Source organism: Enterobacter sp. Crenshaw, from assembly GCF_024734705.1.
In the GTDB taxonomy this organism is placed as follows: Bacteria; Pseudomonadota; Gammaproteobacteria; order Enterobacterales; family Enterobacteriaceae; genus Enterobacter; species Enterobacter asburiae_B.
Genome location: NZ_CP102932.1, coordinates 274,119 through 297,168, shown reverse-complemented (window position 1 = coordinate 297,168; position 23,050 = coordinate 274,119). Strand labels below are relative to the sequence as shown.

The 23,050-nt window shown below is 57.4% G+C and carries 22 protein-coding genes; 5 read left to right on the top strand and 17 right to left on the bottom strand.

What is annotated here, in order from left to right; translation table 11 throughout:
* Window positions 1–17: 17 nt before the first annotated feature.
* From ugpB to livK, 6 genes are all read right to left on the bottom strand, one after another.
* Window positions 18–1,334, bottom strand: a complete 1,317-nt coding sequence (gene ugpB / locus NWV12_RS01330; RefSeq protein WP_023310025.1) for a sn-glycerol-3-phosphate ABC transporter substrate-binding protein UgpB — start codon at window positions 1,332–1,334, stop codon at window positions 18–20.
* Between the two features lie 352 nt (window positions 1,335–1,686).
* Window positions 1,687–2,400, bottom strand: coding sequence for a high-affinity branched-chain amino acid ABC transporter ATP-binding protein LivF (gene livF / locus NWV12_RS01325; protein ID WP_008500102.1), 714 nt, complete (start codon window positions 2,398–2,400; stop codon window positions 1,687–1,689).
* A 1-nt stretch (window position 2,401) separates the two neighbouring features.
* On the bottom strand, window positions 2,402–3,169 hold the full coding sequence (gene livG / locus NWV12_RS01320) for a high-affinity branched-chain amino acid ABC transporter ATP-binding protein LivG (RefSeq protein WP_023310024.1): 768 nt from the start codon (window positions 3,167–3,169) through the stop codon (window positions 2,402–2,404).
* Complete coding sequence (livM, locus tag NWV12_RS01315) at window positions 3,166–4,443, bottom strand: branched chain amino acid ABC transporter permease LivM (RefSeq protein WP_023310023.1); 1,278 nt, start codon at window positions 4,441–4,443, stop codon at window positions 3,166–3,168. The genes livG and livM overlap by 4 nt, the downstream gene beginning before the upstream one ends.
* On the bottom strand, window positions 4,440–5,366 hold the full coding sequence (livH, locus tag NWV12_RS01310) for a high-affinity branched-chain amino acid ABC transporter permease LivH (protein ID WP_008500099.1): 927 nt from the start codon (window positions 5,364–5,366) through the stop codon (window positions 4,440–4,442). The genes livM and livH overlap by 4 nt, the downstream gene beginning before the upstream one ends.
* Window positions 5,367–5,412: 46 nt before the next feature.
* Window positions 5,413–6,522 carry a high-affinity branched-chain amino acid ABC transporter substrate-binding protein LivK gene (livK, locus tag NWV12_RS01305; protein WP_039264148.1) on the bottom strand — a complete coding sequence of 370 codons (1,110 nt, stop codon included), beginning with the start codon at window positions 6,520–6,522 and terminating at the stop codon, window positions 5,413–5,415.
* A gap of 424 nt (window positions 6,523–6,946) precedes the next feature.
* On the opposite strand from livK, the gene panM reads away from it, so the two are divergent.
* A complete protein-coding gene (gene panM / locus NWV12_RS01300) occupies window positions 6,947–7,330 on the top strand; it encodes an aspartate 1-decarboxylase autocleavage activator PanM (protein WP_048979414.1) in 384 nt (127 codons plus the stop codon).
* Window positions 7,331–7,507: 177 nt separating this feature from the next.
* On the opposite strand, the gene livJ is transcribed toward panM, so the two are convergent.
* The 6 genes from livJ to ftsY form a co-directional block, all read right to left on the bottom strand.
* Entirely contained in the window at window positions 7,508–8,608 is a 1,101-nt protein-coding gene (gene livJ / locus NWV12_RS01295; protein WP_072163886.1) for a branched chain amino acid ABC transporter substrate-binding protein LivJ, read from the bottom strand.
* A 197-nt stretch (window positions 8,609–8,805) separates the two neighbouring features.
* Window positions 8,806–10,071, bottom strand: a complete 1,266-nt coding sequence (locus NWV12_RS01290) for a 4-aminobutyrate--2-oxoglutarate transaminase (RefSeq protein ID WP_029741816.1) — start codon at window positions 10,069–10,071, stop codon at window positions 8,806–8,808.
* 136 nt (window positions 10,072–10,207) lie between these two features.
* The gene (rpoH, locus tag NWV12_RS01285) at window positions 10,208–11,065 is read right to left on the bottom strand and encodes an RNA polymerase sigma factor RpoH (RefSeq protein ID WP_023310018.1); all 858 of its coding nucleotides are present in this window, start codon (window positions 11,063–11,065) and stop codon (window positions 10,208–10,210) included.
* A 251-nt stretch (window positions 11,066–11,316) separates the two neighbouring features.
* Complete coding sequence (gene ftsX / locus NWV12_RS01280; protein ID WP_032662628.1) at window positions 11,317–12,372, bottom strand: permease-like cell division protein FtsX; 1,056 nt, start codon at window positions 12,370–12,372, stop codon at window positions 11,317–11,319.
* Window positions 12,365–13,030, bottom strand: coding sequence for a cell division ATP-binding protein FtsE (gene ftsE / locus NWV12_RS01275; RefSeq protein WP_025758973.1), 666 nt, complete (start codon window positions 13,028–13,030; stop codon window positions 12,365–12,367). Before ftsE ends, ftsX begins: the two co-directional genes overlap by 8 nt.
* 2 nt (window positions 13,031–13,032) lie before the next feature.
* Window positions 13,033–14,493, bottom strand: a complete 1,461-nt coding sequence (ftsY, locus tag NWV12_RS01270) for a signal recognition particle-docking protein FtsY (RefSeq protein ID WP_048979412.1) — start codon at window positions 14,491–14,493, stop codon at window positions 13,033–13,035.
* Window positions 14,494–14,620: 127 nt separating this feature from the next.
* Between ftsY and rsmD the strand changes: the two genes are divergently transcribed.
* Together rsmD and NWV12_RS01260 are read left to right on the top strand one after the other, a co-directional pair.
* Complete coding sequence (rsmD, locus tag NWV12_RS01265) at window positions 14,621–15,223, top strand: 16S rRNA (guanine(966)-N(2))-methyltransferase (RefSeq protein WP_023310014.1); 603 nt, start codon at window positions 14,621–14,623, stop codon at window positions 15,221–15,223.
* Entirely contained in the window at window positions 15,207–15,488 is a 282-nt protein-coding gene (locus tag NWV12_RS01260) for a DUF1145 family protein (protein WP_010436509.1), read from the top strand. The genes rsmD and NWV12_RS01260 overlap by 17 nt, the downstream gene beginning before the upstream one ends.
* Before the next feature lie 95 nt (window positions 15,489–15,583).
* Here the strand turns inward: NWV12_RS01260 and NWV12_RS01255 are convergent, their stop codons facing one another.
* Window positions 15,584–15,943: a DUF2500 domain-containing protein gene (locus NWV12_RS01255; protein WP_048979410.1), complete on the bottom strand. Its 360-nt coding sequence runs from the start codon at window positions 15,941–15,943 to the stop codon at window positions 15,584–15,586.
* Window positions 15,944–16,072: 129 nt separating this feature from the next.
* On the opposite strand from NWV12_RS01255, the gene NWV12_RS01250 reads away from it, so the two are divergent.
* Window positions 16,073–16,699, top strand: a complete 627-nt coding sequence (locus NWV12_RS01250) for a lysoplasmalogenase (protein WP_029741976.1) — start codon at window positions 16,073–16,075, stop codon at window positions 16,697–16,699.
* A 76-nt stretch (window positions 16,700–16,775) separates the two neighbouring features.
* Window positions 16,776–18,947: a Zn(II)/Cd(II)/Pb(II) translocating P-type ATPase ZntA gene (gene zntA / locus NWV12_RS01245; RefSeq protein WP_048979408.1), complete on the top strand. Its 2,172-nt coding sequence runs from the start codon at window positions 16,776–16,778 to the stop codon at window positions 18,945–18,947.
* A gap of 86 nt (window positions 18,948–19,033) precedes the next feature.
* Here the strand turns inward: zntA and ubiA are convergent, their stop codons facing one another.
* The 4 genes from ubiA to NWV12_RS01225 form a co-directional block, all read right to left on the bottom strand.
* Complete coding sequence (gene ubiA / locus NWV12_RS01240) at window positions 19,034–19,903, bottom strand: 4-hydroxybenzoate octaprenyltransferase (protein ID WP_048979407.1); 870 nt, start codon at window positions 19,901–19,903, stop codon at window positions 19,034–19,036.
* A 12-nt stretch (window positions 19,904–19,915) separates the two neighbouring features.
* A complete protein-coding gene (ubiC, locus tag NWV12_RS01235) occupies window positions 19,916–20,413 on the bottom strand; it encodes a chorismate lyase (RefSeq protein ID WP_023334136.1) in 498 nt (165 codons plus the stop codon).
* A 180-nt stretch (window positions 20,414–20,593) separates the two neighbouring features.
* On the bottom strand, window positions 20,594–21,547 hold the full coding sequence (gene malM / locus NWV12_RS01230; RefSeq protein WP_048979406.1) for a maltose operon protein MalM: 954 nt from the start codon (window positions 21,545–21,547) through the stop codon (window positions 20,594–20,596).
* Window positions 21,548–21,660: 113 nt separating this feature from the next.
* Complete coding sequence (locus tag NWV12_RS01225) at window positions 21,661–22,998, bottom strand: maltoporin (RefSeq protein ID WP_072210885.1); 1,338 nt, start codon at window positions 22,996–22,998, stop codon at window positions 21,661–21,663.
* Window positions 22,999–23,050 lie beyond the last annotated feature (52 nt).

Here is a 23,050-nt window from a genome sequence, read left to right as displayed (position 1 = left end):
TGAGGGGCAGGTTTGAATTACGATTTGGTCGACTGCTCAAAGCGGCGCAGCAGCTGATTCCCGCGCTCTACCGCAGAGTCCAGCGCCTGCTGTGGCGTTTTCTTACCGGTCCACACGCTTTCCAGTTCTTCATCCACGATGGTGCGGATCTGCGGCATGTTGCCCAGACGCAGACCCTTGGTGAACGGCAACGGCGGCTTGTTCAGCATCTGACGCGTCGCAATGTCCGCCCCTGGGTTCTTGCTGTAGAAGCCCTGCTCGCGGGTCAGGTCGTACGCGGCTTTGGTGATCGGCAGGTAGCCGGTCTTCTGGTGCCACTCGGCGGCGTTTTCAGGCTTGGCCAGGAAGTCGAGGAATTCGGCTACGCCTTTGTAGGTGCCCTTGTCTTTACCCTGCATCACCCACAGGCTCGCTCCGCCGATGATGGCGTTCTGCGGCGCGCCCTTCACGTCAGCGTCGTACGGCATCATGCCCACGCCGTAGTTGAATTTGGCGTAGTGGCGGATATCCGCCAGCGAACCGGAAGAGGCGGTGGTAATGGCGCAGTCGCCGTTGTAGAACTTCTCGGTGGATTCGTCTTTACGCCCGAAATAGCTGAAGTCGCCCTTCTTGTTCAGATCGGCAAGCAGCGCGATATGCTTCACCTGCTCAGGCTTGTTGAACTCCAGTACCGCGTCGGTGCCGTCGAAGCCGTTGTTTTTGGTCGCAACCGGCAGGCCGTGCCAGGCGCTGAAGTTTTCAATCTGGATCCAGCCCTGCCAGCCGCTGGCGTAGCCGCACTTCATCCCCGCCGCCTTCAGCTTCGCGGTGTACTCCGCCAGGTCCTGCCAGGTTTTTGGCGGCTGCTCCGGGTCTAAACCGGCTTTTTTGAAGGCGTCTTTGTTGTAGTACAGCACCGGCGTGGAGCTGTTAAACGGCTGAGACAGCAGGTGGCCGGTTTTGGAATCGGTGTAGTAACCCGCTACGGTCGGCACGAACTGCGACTCATCGAAGTTGATGCCCGCTTCTTTGAACACTTCATAGACCGGCTTGATGGCTTTGGAGGCCATCATGGTGGCGGTACCCACTTCATAAACCTGCAACAGCGCAGGTGCGTTACCGGTACGGAAGGCGGCGATGCCCGCGCTCAGGCTCTGCTCGTAGTTGCCTTTGTACACCGGCACAATTTTGTAATCCGGATGGGTGTCGTTGAAACGCTGCGCCAGGGAGTCAACTTCTTTACCCAACTCCCCTTCCATGGAATGCCAGAACGGAATGGTGGTGACAGCCATTGCGTTCGTCGCAAAAGCCAGACCCAGTGCCAGACCCAAAGCTGTGTGTCGTAACGATGTCATTGTCATCTCTCTTATTGTGCCGGATGCGCGATATCACGCGTTTTATGCTCGCGAGGTAACATGACATGCTCGAATTACAGAAAAATAACTGTTTGTTTACAGATAAGTGACAGCCAGGCGTCAGGGGGATGATGGTTGTGTGAAAGGGGGGTGGGGGTGTTGGATTGGGTGCGGTCTGGTGCCCTCACCCCGACCCTCTCCCACGGGGAGAGGGAGAAAACATTAAAAAAGGCAACTTGCGTTGCCTTTGTGCTTTTCCTCGTGCGGTCTGGTGCCCTCACCCCGACCCTCTCCCACGGGGAGAGGGAGAAAACACTAAAAAAGGCAACTTGCGTTGCCTTTTTGCTTTTACCTATCCGCCCAGATACGCGCTCCGCACCGCTTCGTTCGCCAGCAGCGCGTCGCCGGTATCCTCCAGCACCACGCGGCCGTTCTCCAGCACGTAGCCACGATCGGCGAGCTTCAGCGCCTGGTTGGCGTTCTGCTCGACGAGGAAGATAGTCATCCCCTCTTTGCGCAGCTGCTCGATGGTGTCGAAAATCTGCTGGATGATGATCGGCGCCAGACCGAGCGACGGTTCGTCCAGCAGCAGCAGGCGCGGCTGGCTCATCAGCGCGCGGCCAATCGCCAGCATCTGCTGCTCACCGCCGGACATGGTGCCCGCACGCTGGATGCGGCGCTCCCACAGGCGCGGGAAGAGTTCGTACACCCACTTGATGCGGGTCTGGTATTCATCGCGGTGAGCGAAGAAACCGCCCATCGCCAGGTTCTCTTCCACCGTCATGCGGGAGAAGACGCGGCGCCCTTCCGGAACAATCGCCACCGCCTCGCGCATGATTCTGGCGGTCTGCCAGTCGGTAATGTCTTTACCATCGAACACAATCCGCCCGCTGGTGGCGCGCGGGTCGCCGCACAGGGTGCCGAGCAGCGTGGTTTTGCCCGCGCCGTTGGCGCCAATCAGGGTCACGATTTCACCCTGATTGATATGCAGGCTGACGTCGTGCAGCGCCTGGATCTTGCCGTAGTGCGCGTTGACCTTGTCGAACGTTAACATCGCTTTTTCCATCTTATGCCTCACCAAGGTATGCGCGGATCACGTCCGGGTTGTTGCGGATCTCTTCCGGCGTGCCGTTTGCCAGCGGCGTGCCCTGGTTTACCACGTAGATACGGTCCGAAATGCCCATCACCAGCTTCATGTCGTGCTCAATCAGCAGGATGGTAGTGTCGTGACTGTCGCGCAGCTCGGCAATCAGCTCGTCCAGCTCTTTGGTCTCTTTCGGGTTGAGCCCTGCCGCCGGTTCGTCGAGCATCAGGATTTCCGGCTGCGTCACCATGCAGCGCACAATCTCCAGACGACGCTGGTCACCGTAGGCCAGATTGCTCGCCTGACGGTTGGCGTGCTGCAGCAGGCCAATTCGGTCGAGCCAGGTGGCGGCGCGGTCAAGCGCTTCATCCTGCGCGCGGCGGAAGGCCGGGGTTTTCAGCAGGCCGGAGAACAGCCCGGTTTTCAGCTGCTGATGCTGGGCCACCAGCAGGTTCTCAATCACCGTCATCTCGCGGAACAGACGCACGTGCTGGAAGGTACGCACCACGCCCATGCGGGCAATCTGCTGGCCCGGCAGCCCTTCCAGATGCTGGTCGCGCAGCATGATGGTGCCGCCCGTTGGCTTGTAGAAGCCGGTCAGACAGTTAAAGACCGTGGTTTTCCCTGCGCCGTTCGGACCAATCAGGGAGACAATCTCTTTCTTGTGCAAATCCAGATTCACGTTGTTGACCGCCAGCAGGCCGCCAAAACGCATCATCAGGCCGTTAACGGATAATAATGGCTGACTCATGCCTGCTCTCCTTTCGCTTGCCCGTTCTTCAGCTTCAGCTGTGGACGGGTCATCGGCAGCAGACCCTGCGGACGCCAGATCATCATCAGCACCATCAAACCACCCAGCATCAGCATGCTGTATTCGTTAAAGTCGCGCATCAGCTCGCGCGAGACCACCAGCAGGATGGCCGCGAGGATAACGGCAAACTGCGAGCCCATCCCGCCGAGCACCACAATTGCCAGCACAAAGGCGGATTCGGCAAAGGTGAACGATTCCGGGCTAACGAAGCCCTGACGCGCGGCAAACAGCGTTCCGGCGAAACCGGCAAACGCGGCGCTGATGGTGAACGCGGTCAGCTTGATGCGGGTCGGGTTCAGGCCCAGGGAGCGGCAGGCGATCTCATCTTCACGCAGCGCTTCCCACGCGCGGCCCAGCGGCATGCGCAACAGGCGGTTGATCACGAACAGGGTAATCACCACCAGCAACAGCGCCACCAGATAGAGCCAGATCACGCGGTCGGACGGGTCATACTTCACGCCGAAGAAGTTGCTGAAGGTATCCCAGCCGCCTTCGCGGGCGGTACGGCTGAACTCCAGCCCGAAGAAGGTCGGTTTCGGGATCTGGCTGATGCCGTTCGGGCCGCCGGTCACTTCGGTGTTATTGAGCAGCAGGATACGGACGATTTCGCCGAAGCCTAAGGTCACAATCGCCAGGTAGTCGCCGCGCAGGCGCAGTACCGGGAAGCCAAGCAGGAAGCCTGCAGCGGCAGAGACCAGCCCTGCCAGCGGCAGGCAGGTCCAGAAGCCGAGACCGTAATAGTGGTTCAGCAGCGCGAAGGTATAGGCGCCGATGGCGTAGAAGCCGCCGTAGCCCAGCACCAGCAGGCCCGAGAGCCCCACGACCACGTTCAGACCGAGGCCGAGAATCACGTAGATCATGGTCAGGGTGGCGATATCCACGGTGCCACGCGACACCACGAACGGCCACGCCACGGCGGCCACCAGCAGCGCCACGAGGAACAGCTTCTGCTTAACCGTAGAACCGTCGATTGCCGGCAGGACGAATTTCGGCCCGGAGACGTTTTTCAGCGTCTTCTGGAACAGCGGACGCAGCAGCTGGAACAGGAACACTACGGCCGTGCCGATAAATACCCACTGCCAGCGGATGTCAGCTGCGGTATCGACAACCAGTTTGGTGCCATTCAGCTCAAGCTGGACTCCCATAAAGACGCTGGCCAGCACGAAGAACATGGCGGCAGAGAGCAGCGCCATTGCAAAATGCATCGGTTTCATACTTTCTCTACCTCCGGACGGCCCAGAATACCGGTAGGCATCACCAGCAGAACCAGAATCAGCAGGGCAAACGACACCACGTCTTTATACTCCGTGCTCAGGTACGCCGAGGAGAGCGCTTCGGCCACGCCCAGGATCAGGCCGCCGATCATCGCGCCCGGAATACTGCCGATACCGCCCAGAACCGCCGCGGTGAAGGCTTTCATCCCGGCCATAAAGCCGATGTACGGGTTGATCACGCCGTAGAACTGGCCGAGCAGGACGCCCGCCACCGCCGCCATCGCGGCGCCAATCACGAAGGTCAGGGCAATCACGCGGTCGGTGTTGATGCCGAGCAGGCTCGCCATCTTCAGGTCTTCCGCGCAGGCGCGGCAGGCGCGTCCCATACGCGAGTAGCGGATGAACAGCGTCAGGGCGAGCATCGCAATAAAGGTCACGACCCAGATAACCAGCTGCATGGTGGTGATAGAGGCCGCGAAGTTTTCGCTGGCCCCCACAATCCACTGGCCGTTAAACAGGCTTGGCAGCGCCACGTCGCGCGAACCTTCGGTCAGGCTGACGTAGTTTTGCAGGAAGATCGACATCCCGATCGCGGAAATAAGCGCAATCAAACGCTTGGAGCTGCGCACCGGCCGGTAGGCCACGCGCTCAATGCTCCAGCCGTAGGCGCTGGCAATCACGATCGCGCCGACAAACCCGGCGGCGACCAGCAGCCAGCTGCTGTCGATGCCCATCATCATCAGGGCGGCGATAATCATAAAGGAGACGTAGCTACCGATCATGTACACCTCGCCGTGGGCGAAGTTGATCATGCCGATAATGCCGTAAACCATCGTATAGCCGATGGCGATCAGCGCGTAGGTGCTTCCCAGCGTAACGCCGTTAAACATCTGCTGCAGGAAATAGAGAAACTGCTCGGACATATGCAAACCTTTTTATACCCGCCCGTCATGCCGGGCGGTGGGATAATTATTTGGCGGCCGAGGATGAACCGTCGGCGTGCCACTTAAAGACACCAAACTCAAATCCCTTCAGATCGCCTTTCTCATCCCAGTTCAGCGGCCCAATCACGGTGTTCGCCCCGTGTGCTTTTAAATCTTTCACCAGATCCAGCGGTTCTTTGCTGCCGGAGCGATCCAGCGCGGTGGCCAGAGACTGTACGGCCGCGTAGGTGATCCAGACATACGGACCACTCGGATCTTTCTTCTGCGCCTTGAGCGCATCCACGATAGCCTTGTTGGCCGGATCCTGGTCATAGCGTTTTGGCATCGTCACCAGCATGCCTTCGGCAGAATCCCCCGCGATGTTTGACAGGGAGGCATTGCCCACGCCCTCTGGCCCCATAAACTGGGTTTTCAGACCGGTGGCGCGCGCCTGACGCAGCATCTGGCCCATCTCCGGGTAATAGCCGCCGTAGTAAACGAAGTCGATATTCTCTTTTTGCAGACGGGCAATCAGCGCGGAGAAGTCTTTCTCACCGGCGGTAATGCCGTCGAAGAAGACGATGTTCGCGCCGCCTTTTTTCAGGCCGTCCTGCACGGAGCGCGCCAGGCCTTCGCCGTACTGCTGTTTGTCATGAATAATGGCAATGCGCTGTGGCTTAACGGTCTCGAGGATGTATTTGGCGGCGGTGGGGCCCTGCGAGGAGTCCAGACCGGCGGTACGCATAATGTGCTGGTAGCCGCGCTGGGTCAGTTCCGGGTTCGTTGCGCCTGGGGTGATCATCAGAATGCCTTCGTCTTCGTAGATATCAGACGCCGGCTGCGTGGAGGATGAGCACAGGTGGCCGATCACATACTGAATACCGTCGTTGACGATTTTGTTGGCGACCGCGACGGCCTGTTTAGGATCGCAGGCGTCGTCATATTCCACGCCCACCAGCTTGTCGCCTTTGATACCGCCCTTGGCGTTGATGTCTTTGATGGCCTGGCGCGCGCCGTTGAACTCCATGTCACCCCACTGGGCAACAGGGCCGGACATCGCGCCCACTACCGCAACTTTAATGTCGTCTGCCATAGCGGCATGCGAGATCGACAGTGCGACCATCCCCGCGATTAACGTCTTCGCGTTCCTTTTCATCTCTGAATCCCCATTCGTGATGTCGTGTTTATATTTTGTTTTATTATGGTTAAAAAGCATTCTGTACTTTTAATGAACAACGCTATTTTTACCAGTGCCTTTAATGGTTTAGCGCAGTTTTTTGTCAAAAACCAGACTAAAATCTCTATTTTTCAGGCGATTAAGCAAAGATAATATTCTGAAATCAGGCAGAGATAAACAAATAAAAGTGCAGTTTGCAGCATAAAATAACGGTACAAAGCGCCGAATAAATCACTACCGTTCAGGTTAAAATTCTGCTTATTTTTCGATCCATGTGTTTTCAAACTGCCCAACGCGTTGCCAAAAAACTAATCACCTGGTTAATGAGAATAAAAAGAGGAAGCCGCTGAGTGAATAAATTGAGTACACTGCCCCTACTCAATCTGATTTGGACAAGTGGCTAATGAAACTGACTATCGTGCGTCTGGTGACCTTTAGCGACCAGGATCATATCGACCTGGGCAAGATCTGGCCGGAATATTCCCCTTCGTCGCTGCGCGTTGATGAGACCCACCGCATTTATGCCGCGCGTTTTAACGAACGCCTGCTGGCAGCGGTTCGCGTAACCCTGAGCGGTACAGAGGGAGCGCTGGACTCGCTGCGCGTGCGTGACGTCACCCGTCGTCGCGGTGTGGGACAGTATTTAATTGAAGAAGTGATCCGCGAAAACCCGAGCGTGACCTCATGGTGGATGGCTGACGTGGGCGTGGAAAACCGCGGCGTGATGGCGGCGTTTATGCAGGCGTTAGGGTTTACGGCGCAGGAGAGCGGGTGGGAGAAGCGCTAAAAGAAAGCCGGGTGGCGGCTGCGCCTTACCCGGCCTACATTCTCCACTGTATTTTCCCAAGCATTTCGTGTTGCAGGAAGGCGGCAAGTTATGAAATCCCCGGGAGCTTACATAAGTAAGTGACCGGGGTTGAATAACGCAGCCAACGCACCTGCGGCGCGAAAGGCGACGGGAAAATTATTTGGCGTCTGTCGCCGTGCCGTTCGCATGCCAGTCAAACACGCCGAACTCGAAGCCCTTCAGGTCGCCCTTCGCGTCCCAGGAGAGTGGTCCCATGACGGTCTCGACGGTATTCGCTTTCAGCCAGGTGGCAATCTCAGCCGGATCGGCTGACTGGTTCAGGCCCGCCTGCAGAGACTGCAGCGCCGCGTAGGTGGTCCAGACGAACGCGCCGCTTGGATCCTGTTTCTTCGCCTTGATGGCATCTACGATAGGTTTGTTCGCAGGGACCTGGTCGTAGTTCTTCGGTTTGGTTACCAGCAGGCCTTCGGCTGATTCACCCGCAATGTTAGACAGGGAAACGTTCGCCACGCCTTCCGGGCCCATAAACTGGGTTTTCAGGCCCGCAGCGCGCGCCTGGCGCAGGATCTGGCCCATTTCCGGGTGGTAGCCACCGTAGTAAACAAAATCAATATTCTCTTTCTTCAGGCGCGCCACCAGGGTGGAGAAGTCTTTCTCACCGGCGGTGATCCCGTCGAAGAACACCACGTCGGCATTCGCTTTCTTGAGGTTATCCTGCACTGAACGCGCCAGACCTTCACCGTACTGCTGCTTGTCATGAACGATGGCAATGCGCTTCGGCTTCACTTTTTCAACGATGTATTTCGCCGCGGTTGGGCCCTGGTCAGAGTCCAGACCGGTGGTGCGCAGGGTCAGCTTGTAGCCGCGCGCGGTCAGCTCCGGTGCGGTCGCTGCCGGGGTGATCATCAGAATACCTTCGTCTTCGTAGATGTCAGACGCAGGCTGAGTCGAGGAAGAGCACAGGTGACCGATAACGTATTTGATCCCGTCGTTCACCACTTTGTTCGCGACCGCGACCGCTTGTTTCGGGTCACAGGCATCATCATATTTTACGATCTGCAGTTTTTCGCCCTTGATACCGCCCTTGGCATTAATGTCTGCAACCGCCTGCTCAGCGCCGGTAAATTCCTGGTCGCCGTACTGTGCTACCGGACCGGACATTGCGCCAACCACAGCCACCTTGATGTCTGCCTGTGCCATGGTGCTGAATGCCAACGCGATACATCCTGCCAGTAACGCTTTACCCTTCATGTTCATCCTGAGATTCCCCATTATTATGGTTATTACGATTGTTGTGATGTTGTTGTGCAGCGCTTTATGTCAGTTATAGGTGTGCTGTCCGCGCTTTTTCAGCATACTCTGCTAAAACATACCCGATTTTTATGATTTTGGAATAGCTAATTTGAAATGAATATATGATAAGCCCGGCAGGGATTTTCGCCGGGCATGTGGCTTTAACGTGTCAGCGACGCGGAGATAATGTCCAGCGCTTTACGGAACTGCGCTTCAGGGATAGTCAGCGGATACAGGAAACGAATGACGTTGCCGTAGACGCCGCAGCTCAGCAGCAGCAGCCCTTCCTGCAACGCACGCTCCTGCACCTGGCGGGTAAATTCCGGCGAAGGCTGGCCCGTTTGCGGGTCGTTAAACTCCACCGCCACCATCGATCCCTGCGCGCGAATGTCAGCGATATACGGGCAGTGTTCTTTCGCCTTGTTCAGCACTTCCACCAGGTGATGGCCAAGATGCGCCGAGCGCGTGCAGAGATCCTCTTCATCAATCACGTCGAGCACGGCATGCGCCGCCGCAATCGCCAGCGGGTTCCCGGCGTAAGTACCGCCCAGCCCGCCCGGTGCAGGGGCGTCCATCACCTCCGCACGGCCCGATACCGCTGAGAGCGGCATCCCGCCCGCCAGGCTTTTCGCCATGGTGATCAGATCGGGCTTCACGCAGTGGTGTTCCATCGAGAACAGCTTGCCGGTACGGGCGAAGCCGCTTTGCACCTCGTCGGCAATCAGCAAAATACCGTGGGTGTCGCACAGGGCGCGCAGCGCCTGCATAAAATCAGCTGGCGCAATGTTGAAACCGCCCTCTCCCTGAACCGGTTCGAGAATAATGGCCGCGACCTGGTCGGGTGCGATATCCGCTTTAAAGATGCGTTCCAGGCTTTTCAACGCTTCCGCCGTGCTGACGCCGTGCAGTTCATTCGGATACTGCGCGTGATACACCGAACCGGGGAACGGGCCAAAGCCGAGCTTGTACGGCGCAACTTTGCCGGTCAGCGCCATGGTCATAAAGGTGCGGCCGTGGAACGCGCCGCCGAAGGTGATAAGGCCGGGACGTTTGGTGTACGCTCGGGCAATTTTGACCGCGTTTTCGACCGCCTCTGCCCCCGTGGAGAAGAACGCGGTTTTGGCCGGACCGTCAACGGGCACGCGCTGGTTGATGCGCTCGGCAAGCGCCACATAGCCTTCGTACGGCACAATCTGGTACGCCGTATGGGTAAACGCGTGGAGCTGTTTTTCAATCGCGGAAATGACTTTTGGATGGCGATGGCCGGTATTCAGCACCGCGATCCCGGCGGCGAAGTCGATGTACTCGTTACCTTCCACGTCCCACACCGTGGCGTTTTCAGCTTTATCAGCATAGAAGTTACACATCACGCCGATGCCGCGCGGCGTCGCCTGTAAACGCCGGTCGTTCAGTTCGTTATTTTTCACCCTGTCCCCCTGAGAAAGTCGCCTGCTTAGCGCATCAGTAATTGTTTGCCAGGGGGAGGGAATTCGCCAGAGCGGGCGCTAAAAAAACAAAACCCCCAGACTTTCATCCAGGGGTTCTCGGTGTACTTCGCGAAAATTACGCTTCGATAGCGGCGCGAAGTTTTTTCATGGCGTTCTTTTCAAGCTGACGGACACGTTCCGCAGAAACGCCGTAGCGGTCGGCCAGCTCCTGCAGCGTGGACTTGTTGTCTTCGTCCAGCCAGCGGGCGCGAATAATATCCTGGCTACGTTCGTCGAGGCCTTCCATCGCATGGGTCAGCTTGTTCGCGGCCTGATCTTCCCAGTTATCCTCTTCGATGCCGTCAGCAAAGTTAGAGGTTTTATCCTGCAGATACAGAACCGGCGCCATTGGCTGGCTGTCAGATGCGTCGTCGTCGGAGGACATATCAAAGGTCATGTCCTGCGCGGCCATACGGGATTCCATCTCACGCACGTCTTTGCTGGTTACGCCCAGCTCGCGCGCCACCATTTCCACTTCATCCTGGTTGAACCAGCCCAGACGCTGCTTGGCTTTACGCAGGTTGAAGAACAGTTTGCGTTGCGCTTTTGTCGTGGCGACTTTCACGATACGCCAGTTGCGCAGCACGTATTCATGAATTTCTGCTTTGATCCAGTGCACAGCGAAGGAGACGAGTCGCACACCCACTTCCGGGTTAAAGCGACGCACAGCCTTCATCAGGCCGATGTTGCCTTCCTGAATCAAGTCCGCCTGCGGCAGGCCATAGCCCGCATAGTTACGAGCAATGTGAACAACAAAGCGCAGGTGAGACAGGATCAGCTTTTTCGCTGCTTCCAGATCGCCCTGGTAATGCAGCTTTTCAGCAAGCTCCTTTTCTTCCTCGGCCGTTAACATCGGCCAGGTGTTCGCAGCCCGGATATAAGATTCCAGGTTACCAACAGGGGCTAAAGCTAAAGTTTGCATTTCTTTGGTCATTCATTCCTCTCAATGTTTCTTCTGGTCCTGGTCGTCCCCGTCAGGCAACAACCATGCCAAAGCGTTTGAGCAACGAGATTAGCATTCACTCTTTTATCAGACAGTGATTTTATCCACAAGTTCCAGGTGCAACGGTGAATAAATTACGCACAAATTGTGACATGAAGATGATAACAGGGGAAGCGACAACAGGGACGCTTTCCCTGCAGAGCGAGCATCTCGGTGCAGGGAAAGATTATATCACGCTTTTATTAGTCGGGAGTAAAGTGACGTAAATGTTGAACGGTTGCCAGCCAGGCTGCCACCCACCCAATCATCGAACAAACCAGCAGCAGCAACAGACACTCATCGAAGCCTAAGCCACTGATATCAAACTTCGTTCCGAAAACCTGCGCCACTTCAGTCACGGCAGAAGAGAGCCGCATCACCAAAATTTCTGACAATATCAGTGAAAGAAATGCACCGGAAAAACCGAGCAATGCGCCACCGTAAAGGAACGGTCGGAGGATGAAACCATCCGTCGCACCAATCAGTTTCTGCACGTTAATGGTATCGCGACGGGCAAAGATGCTCAGGCGCACGCTGTTGCCGATGACGAGGAAGACCGCCGCCACCATCAGCACGCCAATCATCGCCGCGACGCGTCCTACCAGCCCGGTCAGGGCAGCAAGGCGTGCAAACCAGCTGTCGTCCATGCGCACTTCATCAATGCCCTTAATGCGCGTGATGCGATCGCGCAGGGTGTTAAGCGAATCGGTCCCCTGGAAATCCAGCTTCGGGATCACCACCGCCACGGCGGGCAGCGGGTTCTCTTCGAGCATATCCAGCGCGCCGCCAAAGCCAGACCAGTTACGGAACTCGCCCAGCGCGTCTTCACGTGAGAGATAGTTGACCTTCTCCACGCCCTGCTCGGCCTGGATTTGCCCGACCACCTGCGCGGCGGCGTTATCGTCGAGCGCTTTATCCATATAGACCGTGATCTGCGGCGACGGATAATACTGTGAGGCCGCCTGGTTGACGTTTTTATAGACCATATAGCAGACGCTTGGCAGCGTCAGGGAGATGGCGATCACCATCACCGTCAGGAACGTCGCCAGCGGTTTGCTTTTCAGGTCCTGCAGCGCGCCGTGGAAGGCGTAGCGCACCTGCTCGTTAAACACGTTGGTTTTACGGGAGGCCGGTTTTGGCGCGGCCTTCTGGCGCTTCGGCGCATTACGATTGCCGTCACCACCGCCCTGCGGCTTACGGAAACGGTCAAACCGGTTTCCGAACTGCCGAATCTGGTTTATTGCATCACGCTTATTCACCGTGGCCTCCGTGCAAATGCCCGTCGCTCAGGGTCAGCATGCGGTACGAACGACGGGAAATGAGCCCGATGTCGTGCGTGGCCATCAATACGGTGACTCCTACGCGGTTGAATTCCTCAAACAGACGCAAAATCCCTTCGGACAGAGCATCGTCCAGGTTACCGGTTGGTTCATCCGCCAGCAGTACGGCAGGCTTGTTCACCACCGCGCGGGCGATGCCCACGCGCTGCTGTTCACCGCCGGAGAGCTGGATCGGGAAGTTCTTCGCTTTGTCCAGCAGCCCGACCTTATCCAGCGCCGCAGAGACGCGACGGCGGATATCGTCATAGCTGGCGCCGGCAATAATCAGCGGGATGGCCACGTTATCGAAAACGGTGCGATCCATCAGCAGGTGGTGATCCTGGAAAATCATGCCGATCTGACGACGCAGGAACGGCACTTCGCGGTTTTTCAGGCGGCTGATCTCATGGCCGCCGAAAAAGATTTTCCCGGCGCTTGGCCGCTCGATCCCACAGATAAGCTTGAGCAGGGTACTTTTCCCCGCGCCGGAATGGCCGGTCAGGAATGCCATCTCGCCCGGCTGCAGGTGGAATGTTACCCCCTGCAGCGCTTGTCTCCCACCGAGATAGGCCTTGCTGACGTGTTCAAAGCGAATCATTGTTAGTCCTCTCGGGCAAATAATGCCTCAATAAAGTCGTCCGCTTTAAACGGACGCAAATCCTCAATACGCTCGCCCACACCGATGTAACGGATAGGAATACCGAACTGATCGGCCACGGAGAAGATCACCCCGCCTTTCGCGGTGCCGTCCAGCTTGGTCAGCGCGATCCCCGTCAGTCCTACCGCTTCATTGAACAGCTTCGCCTGGCTGATGGCGTTCTGTCCGGTGCTGGCATCAATGGTCAGCATAATTTCATGCGGCGCGTCTTCGTCCAGCTTCTTCATGACGCGAACGATTTTCTTCAACTCTTCCATCAGGTGCGATTTGTTCTGCAAACGCCCTGCGGTATCGGCAATCAGCACGTCCACGTTGCGCGCCTTCGCCGCCTGGATGGCATCGAAGATCACGGACGCGGAGTCCGCGCCGGTATGCTGGGCAATCACCGGAATGTTGTTGCGCTGGCCCCAAACCTGCAGCTGCTCAACCGCTGCCGCGCGGAAGGTATCGCCCGCCGCCAGCATCACCGATTTGCCCTGCTGTTCGAACTGACGCGCCAGCTTGCCGATGGTGGTAGTTTTACCCACGCCGTTCACGCCAACCATCAGAATAACAAATGGCGTTTTGCCTTCAATATTAAGCGGTTCGTCAACTTTTGCGAGAATTTCACCCATCTCGTCTTTCAGCAGGCCGTACAGCGCTTCGGCGTCGCGCAGCTGTTTGCGGCTCGCCCCTTCGGTCAGATTAGCGATGATCTTACGGGTGGTTTCCACGCCGACGTCCGCAATCAGCAGCTGTTCTTCCAGCTCTTCAAAAAGATCGTCGTCGATCTTCTTGCCGCGGAACAGACTGATAAATCCGGAACCTAAGTTTTCTTTGGTTTTGAGCAGGCTGCGCTTCAGGCGCGCGAAGAAACCTTCTTTGGTCGGTTTTTCCTGCTCCTGGACGCTCTCTTCTTCCGGCTGTTCTTCAACCGGCACGACGATGACCGCCTCTTCCGCGGCTTCTGCCGCCAGCGCCTGGGCTTCCAGCTCTTCGTCGGTCAGCTCTGGCTCGAGTGCCGCTTCTTCTTCCACCGCCTCAACAATTTCAACGGTTTCCGCTTCCGCCTGCCACTCTTCGGCAGAAACCTCTTCGGCTTTCACCTCTTCCGGCAGCGGCAGCTCTTCGTGCTCGATTACGGCCTGCGGCGCTTCGGCAAGGGCCTCAATGACAACCGGCTCTGGCTTCTCGCTCTCCTGAACCTGTTCCGTAACCTCAACCACTTCTTCAGCAAAGGATTCAATCTCTTCTTTGCTGTGCGCCGTTTCTTCCGCTTCGACAACCGCGGCGGTTTCTACAGGCGTTTCAGGCTGTGACTGCTCTTCAACGGCTTGTTGCTCTTCGGTTTTCTGTTCTGTTTCTTGCTCTTTTTCACCGAAGCCCAGCCAGGAAAAGAAGCCACGTTTTTTTTGTTTTGCCATCTGCGACTACACTCCTCGCGGCGCTATATACATGGAAGCTAAAAAAATGATGAAATAGTCTAACACTTTACTTAATTGACATCACCGCCCGCAATCGCAGGCCAATTGTTAACAGAGCTTTCCTGAGATGAAGAAACCCAACCGCGCCCCGGCCGGTCAAATTCGTATTATCGGCGGTCAGTGGCGAGGCCGGAAATTACCGGTGCCGGACAGCCCCGGTTTACGCCCTACTACTGACCGCGTGCGCGAGACGCTGTTTAACTGGCTGGCCCCGTCAATGGTAGACGCCCACTGCCTGGACTGCTTCGCCGGAAGCGGCGCGCTCGGCCTGGAAGCGCTGTCGCGCTATGCCGCCAGCGCCACGCTGCTGGAGATGGAGCGCGGCGTTGCGCAGACGCTGCAGCAAAATCTGGCGACGCTGAAAGCGAGCAACGCCAAAGTCGTGAACACCAACACGCTGAGTTTTCTTGCGCAGAAAGGCACGCCGCATAACGTGGTGTTTGTCGATCCGCCGTTCCGCAAGGGGCTGCTGGAAGAGACGTTATCCCTGCTTGAGCAAAACGGCTGGCTGGCGGATGACGCGCTAATTTACGTTGAAAGCGAAGTGGAAAACGGTTTACCGCCGGTTCCCGCCCACTGGGATCTGCACCGCGAAAAGGTCGCCGGCCAGGTCGCTTATCGTCTTTATCACCGTCAGGCACAAGGAGGCTCCGATGCCGGTACTGATTAACCTGGGACGTTTGCTGATGCTGGGCGTCTGGGCGTTTTTAATTCTCAACCTGGTACACCCCTTCCCGCGCCCGATGAATATTTTCGTTAACGTCGCGCTGATTTTCACGTCTTTCATGCATGCCCTGCAGATGGTGATGCTGAAAAACGGCCTGCCGAAAGACGGCCCGCAGATGACGGGCTGGCAGCAGCTGCGCGTGTTTATTTTCGGGGTGTTTGAACTGCTGGTGTGGATGAAAAAGTTTAAGGCGCAGGTGAAGAAGTAAGGCGCGGCCTGATGCCCTCACCCTAACCCTCTCCCACAGGGAGAGGGAACGATTACACCCTCTCCCTGTGGGAGAGGGCCGGGGTGAGGGGAAAATTACCGCTCCGGTTCAAACCCTTCAAACCGCGACCCTTTGTAGCTCAGCGTTCCTTTCTCACCCACCATCAGCTGATGGTACTGCTGCGCCTCCAGGCGAAAGGTCATCTCCAGGCCGCCCGTTTCCGCCCTAAAGCTCGCTTCATAGCGCATTGCTGTGCCCGCAGGCGTCACCTGCTGCTGGCGCGAGCGGCGGTCGTTGAGCGGTTTCTCGCGTTTGTTGGTCACCACCACGCGCTTTTGCATCAGCGGTGCGGCATCGTTATCCGCCTTCTCGCGGCGCTGCTGCACGAAACGGAACGAGGCGGCAATGACGATAATCGCCACCACGATAATGAAAAAAAGCGGCATCTTGCTCATTCGACAATCCCATCAGATTTTGCGGAATTCAGGATACCTTGCCTCCCCCGCCATTGCCAAACGCCCGCCCGCGTCACTACACTGGATCAGAAACTGATTATTCAGACTTAACAGATACAGGGAGTTAATATGCTTTGGTCATTTATCGCTGTCTGTTTTTCCGCATGGCTTTATGTCGATGCGTCGTATCGCGGTCCCACCTGGCAGCGCTGGTTGTTTAAACCGGTCACGCTGTTGCTCCTGCTGCTGCTGGCCTGGCAAGCGCCGATGTTTAACGCCGTCAGCTATCTGGTGCTCGCCGGGCTGTGTGCATCCCTGATTGGCGATGCCTTAACCCTGCTGCCGCGCCAGCGCCTGCTGTACGCCGTTGGGGCGTTCTTCCTCTCCCATCTGCTTTATACCATCTACTTTGCCAGCCAGATGACGCTCTCCTTCTTCTGGCCGCTGCCGCTGGTGCTGCTGGTGATTGGCGCCCTGCTGATTGCGGTGATCTGGTCGCGTCTGGAAGAGATGCGTTTGCCGGTCTGTACGTTTATCGCCATGACGCTGGTGATGGTGTGGCTGGCGGGCGAACTGTGGTTCTTCCGTCCGACCGCTCCGGCGATGTCCGCGTTCTTCGGCGCCGCGCTGCTGCTGATCGGGAATGTCGTCTGGCTGGGCAGCCACTATCGCCGCCGCTTCCGGGCGGATAACGCGATAGCCTCCGCGTGTTACTTTGCCGGGCATTTCCTGATTGTGCGTTCGCTGTATATCTAAATAGCGCTTGACTCTGGAGTCGACTCCAGAGTGTATGCTGCGGTTAATGAGAAAATTATCATTGCCGGAGACTGCCATGTCGACTCCAGAAATACCTAAAAAAGTTCCTCAATTCTCGGCACTTAAGCTCAGCCCGGCTCCGTCGAAAGACGACTGCTGCTGCGAAGGCGCGTGCAAAACGCAAGCTCAACCCCTTCCTGAAAGCGGCAACCGCTACAGCTGGGTCGTCAACGGCATGGACTGCGCGGCCTGCGCCCGCAAGGTGGAAAACGCCGTCAAGCAGGTGCCGGGCGTGAGTCACGTTCAGGTGCTGTTCGCCACCGAAAAGCTGCTGGTCAGCGCCGATAGCGACGTCAGCAAACAGGTTGAAGCCGCCGTCAGCAAGGCGGGCTATACCCTGCGTAGCGAAACGGCGCCCGTTGAAAAAGCCTCCTCCCTGAAAGAAAACCTGCCGCTCATTACCCTCATCATCATGATGGCCCTGAGCTGGGGTCTGGAGCAGATTAACCATCCGTTCGGCAATCTGGCGTTTATCGCCACCACGCTGGTCGGCCTGTTCCCGATTGCCCGTCAGGCGCTGCGCCTGATGAAAAGCGGCAGCTGGTTTGCCATCGAAACGCTGATGAGCGTGGCTGCAATCGGCGCACTGTTCATTGGCGCGACGGCAGAAGCGGCGATGGTGCTGCTGCTGTTCTTAATCGGCGAACGCCTTGAGGGCTGGGCGGCGAGCCGGGCGCGTAAAGGGGTCAGCGCGCTGATGGCGCTGAAGCCGGAAACCGCCACTCGCGTGATAAACGGCACGCGTGAAACGGTCGCCATCAATACGCTGCGCCCGGATGACGTGATTGAGGTGGCCGCAGGGGGGCGTCTGCCCGCCGACGGCGCGCTGCTTACCGCCACCGCGAGCTTTGATGAAAGCGCCCTGACCGGGGAATCCATTCCGGTAGAGCGCGCCGCGGGTGAAAAAGTGCCTGCTGGCGCCACCAGCGTCGACCGTCTGGTGCAGCTCACCGTGCTTTCCGAGCCGGGCGACAGCGCCATCGACCGTATCCTTAAGCTGATTGAAGAGGCAGAGGAGCGCCGCGCGCCGGTCGAACGCTTTATCGATCGCTTCAGCCGGATTTATACCCCTGCCATCATGCTGGTTGCCCTGCTGGTCACCGTCGTCCCGCCGCTGTTCTTTGGCGCGCCGTGGGAGGGCTGGATTTATAAAGGGCTGACGCTGCTGCTGATTGGCTGCCCGTGCGCGCTGGTGATTTCCACCCCGGCGGCGATTACCTCAGGTCTGGCGGCGGCGGCGCGTCGCGGCGCGCTGATTAAGGGCGGCGCGGCGCTGGAACAGCTGAGCCAGGTTCAGCATATCGCCTTCGATAAAACCGGTACGCTGACCGTGGGCAAGCCGCAGGTGACCGGCGTCTATCCGCAGGACATCAGTGAAGATGAGCTGCTTACACTGGCCGCTGCCGTTGAACAGGGGTCCACTCACCCGCTGGCGCAGGCGATTGTGCGAGAAGCGCAGTCGCGCGGGCTGAATATCCCTCCGGCAACCGCCCAGCGGGCGCTGGTCGGGTCAGGGATTGAGGCCACCGTTGACGGTAAAAAGGTGCTGATTGTCGCGGCAGGCAAGTCTTCCAGTCCAGAGGTTGAGGCGTTAGAACAGACCGGACAAACCGTCGTGACCGTCCTGCAGGACGGTGTCGCGAAGGGAATGCTGGCGCTGCGCGATACCCTGCGCGATGACGCCAAAGAAGCCGTAGCGGCGCTGCACAAGCTGGGCGTGCAGGGCGTTATTCTTACCGGTGATAACCCTCGCGCGGCGGCAGCGATTGCCGGTGAGCTGGGGCTGGAGTTTAAAGCCGGACTGTTGCCTGCGGATAAGGTCAGCGCCGTGACGGCGCTGAACGCCCGCGCGCCGCTGGCGATGGTCGGTGACGGGATTAACGATGCCCCGGCGATGAAAGCGTCCACCATTGGTATTGCAATGGGCAGTGGTACCGACGTGGCGCTGGAAACGGCCGACGCGGCGCTGACCCACAACCGCCTGACCGGGCTGGCGCAGACGATCGCCCTGGCGCGCGCGACGCGGGCCAACATCCGTCAGAACATCGGCATTGCGCTCGGTCTGAAGGGGATTTTCCTGGTGACGACCCTGCTCGGCATGACCGGACTGTGGCTGGCGGTGCTGGCGGATACCGGGGCAACGGTGCTGGTGACGGCGAACGCGCTCCGGCTGCTGCGTCGCCGATAAAAAAAAGCCCGGTGGCGCTAACGCTTACCGGGTACATGTCCTGCTAACTCGTAGGTCGGGTAAGGCGAAGCCGCCACCCGACTTTTTTATAAGAAATAGCTCATCGCCAGGCCTAAAAAAAGCACCAGACCAACGTAGTTATTGTTCATAAACGCTTTAAAACAGGCGTCACGTTCACGCTTCGCAATCAGCTTTTGCTGGTACGCAAACAGCAGTCCCGCCACCAGCACGGACCAGTAAAACTCCCAGTTCAGCCCGTTCAGGCGACCGATCGCAATCATCAGCGCCAGTACCGCAACCTGCAGGATACCGATAATCAGCTTGTCCTGACGACCAAAGAGGATGGCGGTGGATTTGATGCCAATCTTCAGGTCATCGTCGCGGTCTACCATCGCGTATTGCGTGTCATACGCCACCGCCCAGAGAATGTTCGCCAGGAACATCAGCCAGCAGCTGAGCGGTAAGGACGCACTAACCGCCGCAAACGCCATCGGAATCGACCAGCCAAACGCCGCGCCCAGCACCACCTGAGGCAGGTGGGTATAGCGCTTCATAAACGGATACACCCAGGCCAACGCCAGCGCCGCAACGGAAAGCAGAATGGTCATGGTGTTGAGGGTCAGCACCAGCATGAAAGAGAGCAGCACCAGCACAATGAACAGCACGCGGGCTTCTTTCCCGGTGACCTGCCCGCTGGGTAACGGACGACCGGCAGTACGCTTAACATGACCGTCGAATTTACGATCGGCATAGTCATTCACCACGCAGCCCGCCGCACGCATCAGCCAGACGCCGGCAACGAACACAGCCAGGATCCACAGCGGCGGCACGCCCGGCGTGGCGAGCCACAGCGCCCACAGGGTCGGCCACAGCAGCAGTAACGCGCCAATGGGTTTATCGGTACGCATTAAGCGGTGATACGCCAACAGCTTATTCTGCGTCAGGCTCCACTCCATTTTTTCTTCCTCTTAGTACAACGGTGATGCCGGTAAAAAAAGCTCCGTCAGAATTAACGGTTTACCGCTCAGGCGAAGGCGGGAACGACGCCCCCAGAGTTCGGCATCACGACCAATCTCAATGAAATCCCGGGTAAGCTCAGACGAGGTGAAAAGGTAGCGCCCCAGCGGCGTTTTCCCCAGACGTTGCAGCGCGAGCTCTGGCCCGGAAAGGGTGGACTCGGGGACCACCGTCCGCCCGGCAAGCCACGGCTCACCATCAGCACAGAGTAAAATTTCGCGCAGCCAGTAGCGTGGCTCTTGCGGCAGCAGCGGCAGCTCGCTGGCGATCTCATCGCCAGAGACAAACCCTTCCTGAATCAGGGTCACCGTGACCGTTTTACCCTGTTGCTCAAAACGTTTCGTCATGGAATCTTCCAGCAACAGCCAGTCCAGTTGCTGCGGATCAAGCGCAGGTATTTGGTCGAAATAGCGCAGCGCACGCAGTTGCGTTAGCGCAGGGTGTGACATGCCAGACTCTCCGATACATAACGTAATGGCATTGTATCGCAGAAACACGGATTGAGGGGGGCCAAACGTTATTTAACGATCACGATCGCAACATGGGCGCAACAGCCTGGCGGATACGAAAAAAAGTGCGCCCACTCAGGCGCACCAAACTACTAACAAATCAGCACTGTGGGGAAACGGTTACCCCTTGCCTTTTACACTGCTGATAAAGGTGGAACGGGCAGTGGTTGAACCTAAACGTTCGGCTTCATCAAGCAGTTTCAGCGCCTTATCGACATCGCCGCGCTTCACCGCCTGCTTAATGGCGTTGTTGAAGTACTCTTCGGTGTCGTTCAGTACCGGCTCGGCTTTCTTCGCCGGGGCAGGAGTTGCGGTCGCTACCGGTGCGGCTGCCGTGGCAGCTGGCGCGGTATAGGCAGGAGCTGCTGTGTTACCTACAGTGACAGGGCCGGAACCGGAAGAGCCAAACAGCGGGCCGACCAGCACGCTTGAACCGCTGTTCGTTTTCACCTTCAGCTTTAACGTTCCGTCGGTGACGTGACGAGCAATCGGGTCTGGAATATCAGGAATCGCGTTACCGGTACCTTTTGCGTAGGCTTTAGCCGGATCGAGCAACGTGGTGGTCTTCTGAAGATCTTGCTCAGTGGTAAAGACCAGAACGTAGAGTTTTTGCTGGCCCAGCGCTGGCGTAAGGCGCATGACGCCTTCCAGACGGTCGGCGCTCATCACGCCGGGCTCCTGATACGTAAAGTATTCACTTGGGAAAAAGGCAGATGGCGTCATGTTCTGATCGAGAATTAACACGTTTGGTGCAAATACACTCGTCTGCTTATTAACTTCACTGGTCAAGGTAATGGCCAGTTCACCAATATTGGCGGGTACGCTATACGCAGCGACAGGGCCGGTAATACCCGGAACATTAAGTGACTGACCAGCCGTTGAGAGCTGGGTGGTCTGGGTTTTAGACTGATCGACAGGGGTCCAGACAAGCTGTTGCAATGCCGCTGTCGGAATGGCTGGCGCGGATGTTGTGTTTTGCGGAACGAAATTGACGTTAGCGAGCGTTACAGCAGGCGCGCTTGCCAGCAGCCCTGCGGTTAAACAAAGGGCAAGGAGAGTTTTGTTCATTTTCATTGTTATCACCTCAAAATGCACAGGTTCAGCGGTAGCCAGGCAATAGCGCGCCGTCCCAAGGATTGAGGGGCTTGCGCCCCTCAGTTTGGTCATTACGTCAGGTTAAGACGGGATTACCACCAGATTTCCATCTGGGCGCCGAAGGACCACTCATCGTTGTCGCCGCGGCTGAAGCTTTTCGCAGTGGTATCGCTATAGGCCATGCCTGGGGTGTAACCCGCAACGGAGTTTTTACCTGAAGGCGCATAACCCCATTTCTCATCCCACTTGGCATAGGTGGCGAAGACGCGGATTGCTGGACGTGACCAGATGCTGTCGCCAGCCTGCCACTGTTGTGCCAGGGTGATTTTATACTGGTTGTTGGTTTCGCCAGTTTCCTGAGATTTGACGTTGTCGTAGCCCACTTCAAGCAGAGTGCTCATGATAGGCGTCCATTTGTACATAGGACGAACGCCTACGGTCCACCATTTAGTACCGTTGTTGTTATCCCAGTTGATATCCTGGTACATACCGACGTACATCAGATCCCAGCTATCGCCCAGCGAGATAGCACCGTGGTCAAGTACGCGCCACAGGTGCCCGTTGTTGTTGATGCCGTAGTTGATATCGTCAGTGGTGCCAATGTTCGAACCTTGCGACAGACCTTTACCCTGAGAGGTCATAGAGTCAGTTGCATATTGCAGAACGAATTTGTTGTAGCCTTTCAGCATGCTCTGCGTGTGTTCAGCGGTGAACATCCAGCCATCTTTAGATGCGCCGTCGATCAGGTGATAATCATCACGTGGGTTTGCACGGCCGTAATCAGCCCCCAGCTCCAGGGTACCGCCCGGGTTAATTTCCATCTGGGCTAAACGCACGTCAAAGACATCGTTCGCCGTGCGAGTGGTGTAGTCATAAACGCTGTTGCTGGCGAAGGATGAAGAACCGCCGGCTTCAGAAGAACGGGTTGCAGCCAGAGAGAGCTTACCAAAACCTACGTCGATGTTTTCCAGACCTGCACCAGGACCTGAAATATCCCAGTAGTAGAAGTCGATCATGTGGACGTCATGACGCTGATAGAAGCGCTTACCGGCCCAGATAGTCGAACCTGGCAGCCACTCAATCAGGTTTTTACCCTGCACGTTGGCTTCACGGAACGCCGGGTCAGTGGCCTCCCAGTCGTTCTGTTGCGCCACGGAATACGCGACGTTGGTGTCGAAGTAGAAGCTCTTATCGCCCTCTTTCCACACTTCCTGGCCCAGTTTCAGTTCCGCATAGGTTTCACATTCGTTACCCAGACGGTATTTACTTTGAGCACCGGTTGCCTGGAAGCACTGTTGTTCGCCGCCACTACCCGTCCAGCCGATACCGGAACGAGCATAACCATGGAAATCCACGGCCATTGCCTGAGCAGACATTACGCCCGCTGCGACGGCAACTGCCAGAGGAAGTTTGCGCAGAGTAATCATCATTCTATCTCCTGAGATCATTGCTTTTCTTTGAACACTTCACCTGTCGGTTTCG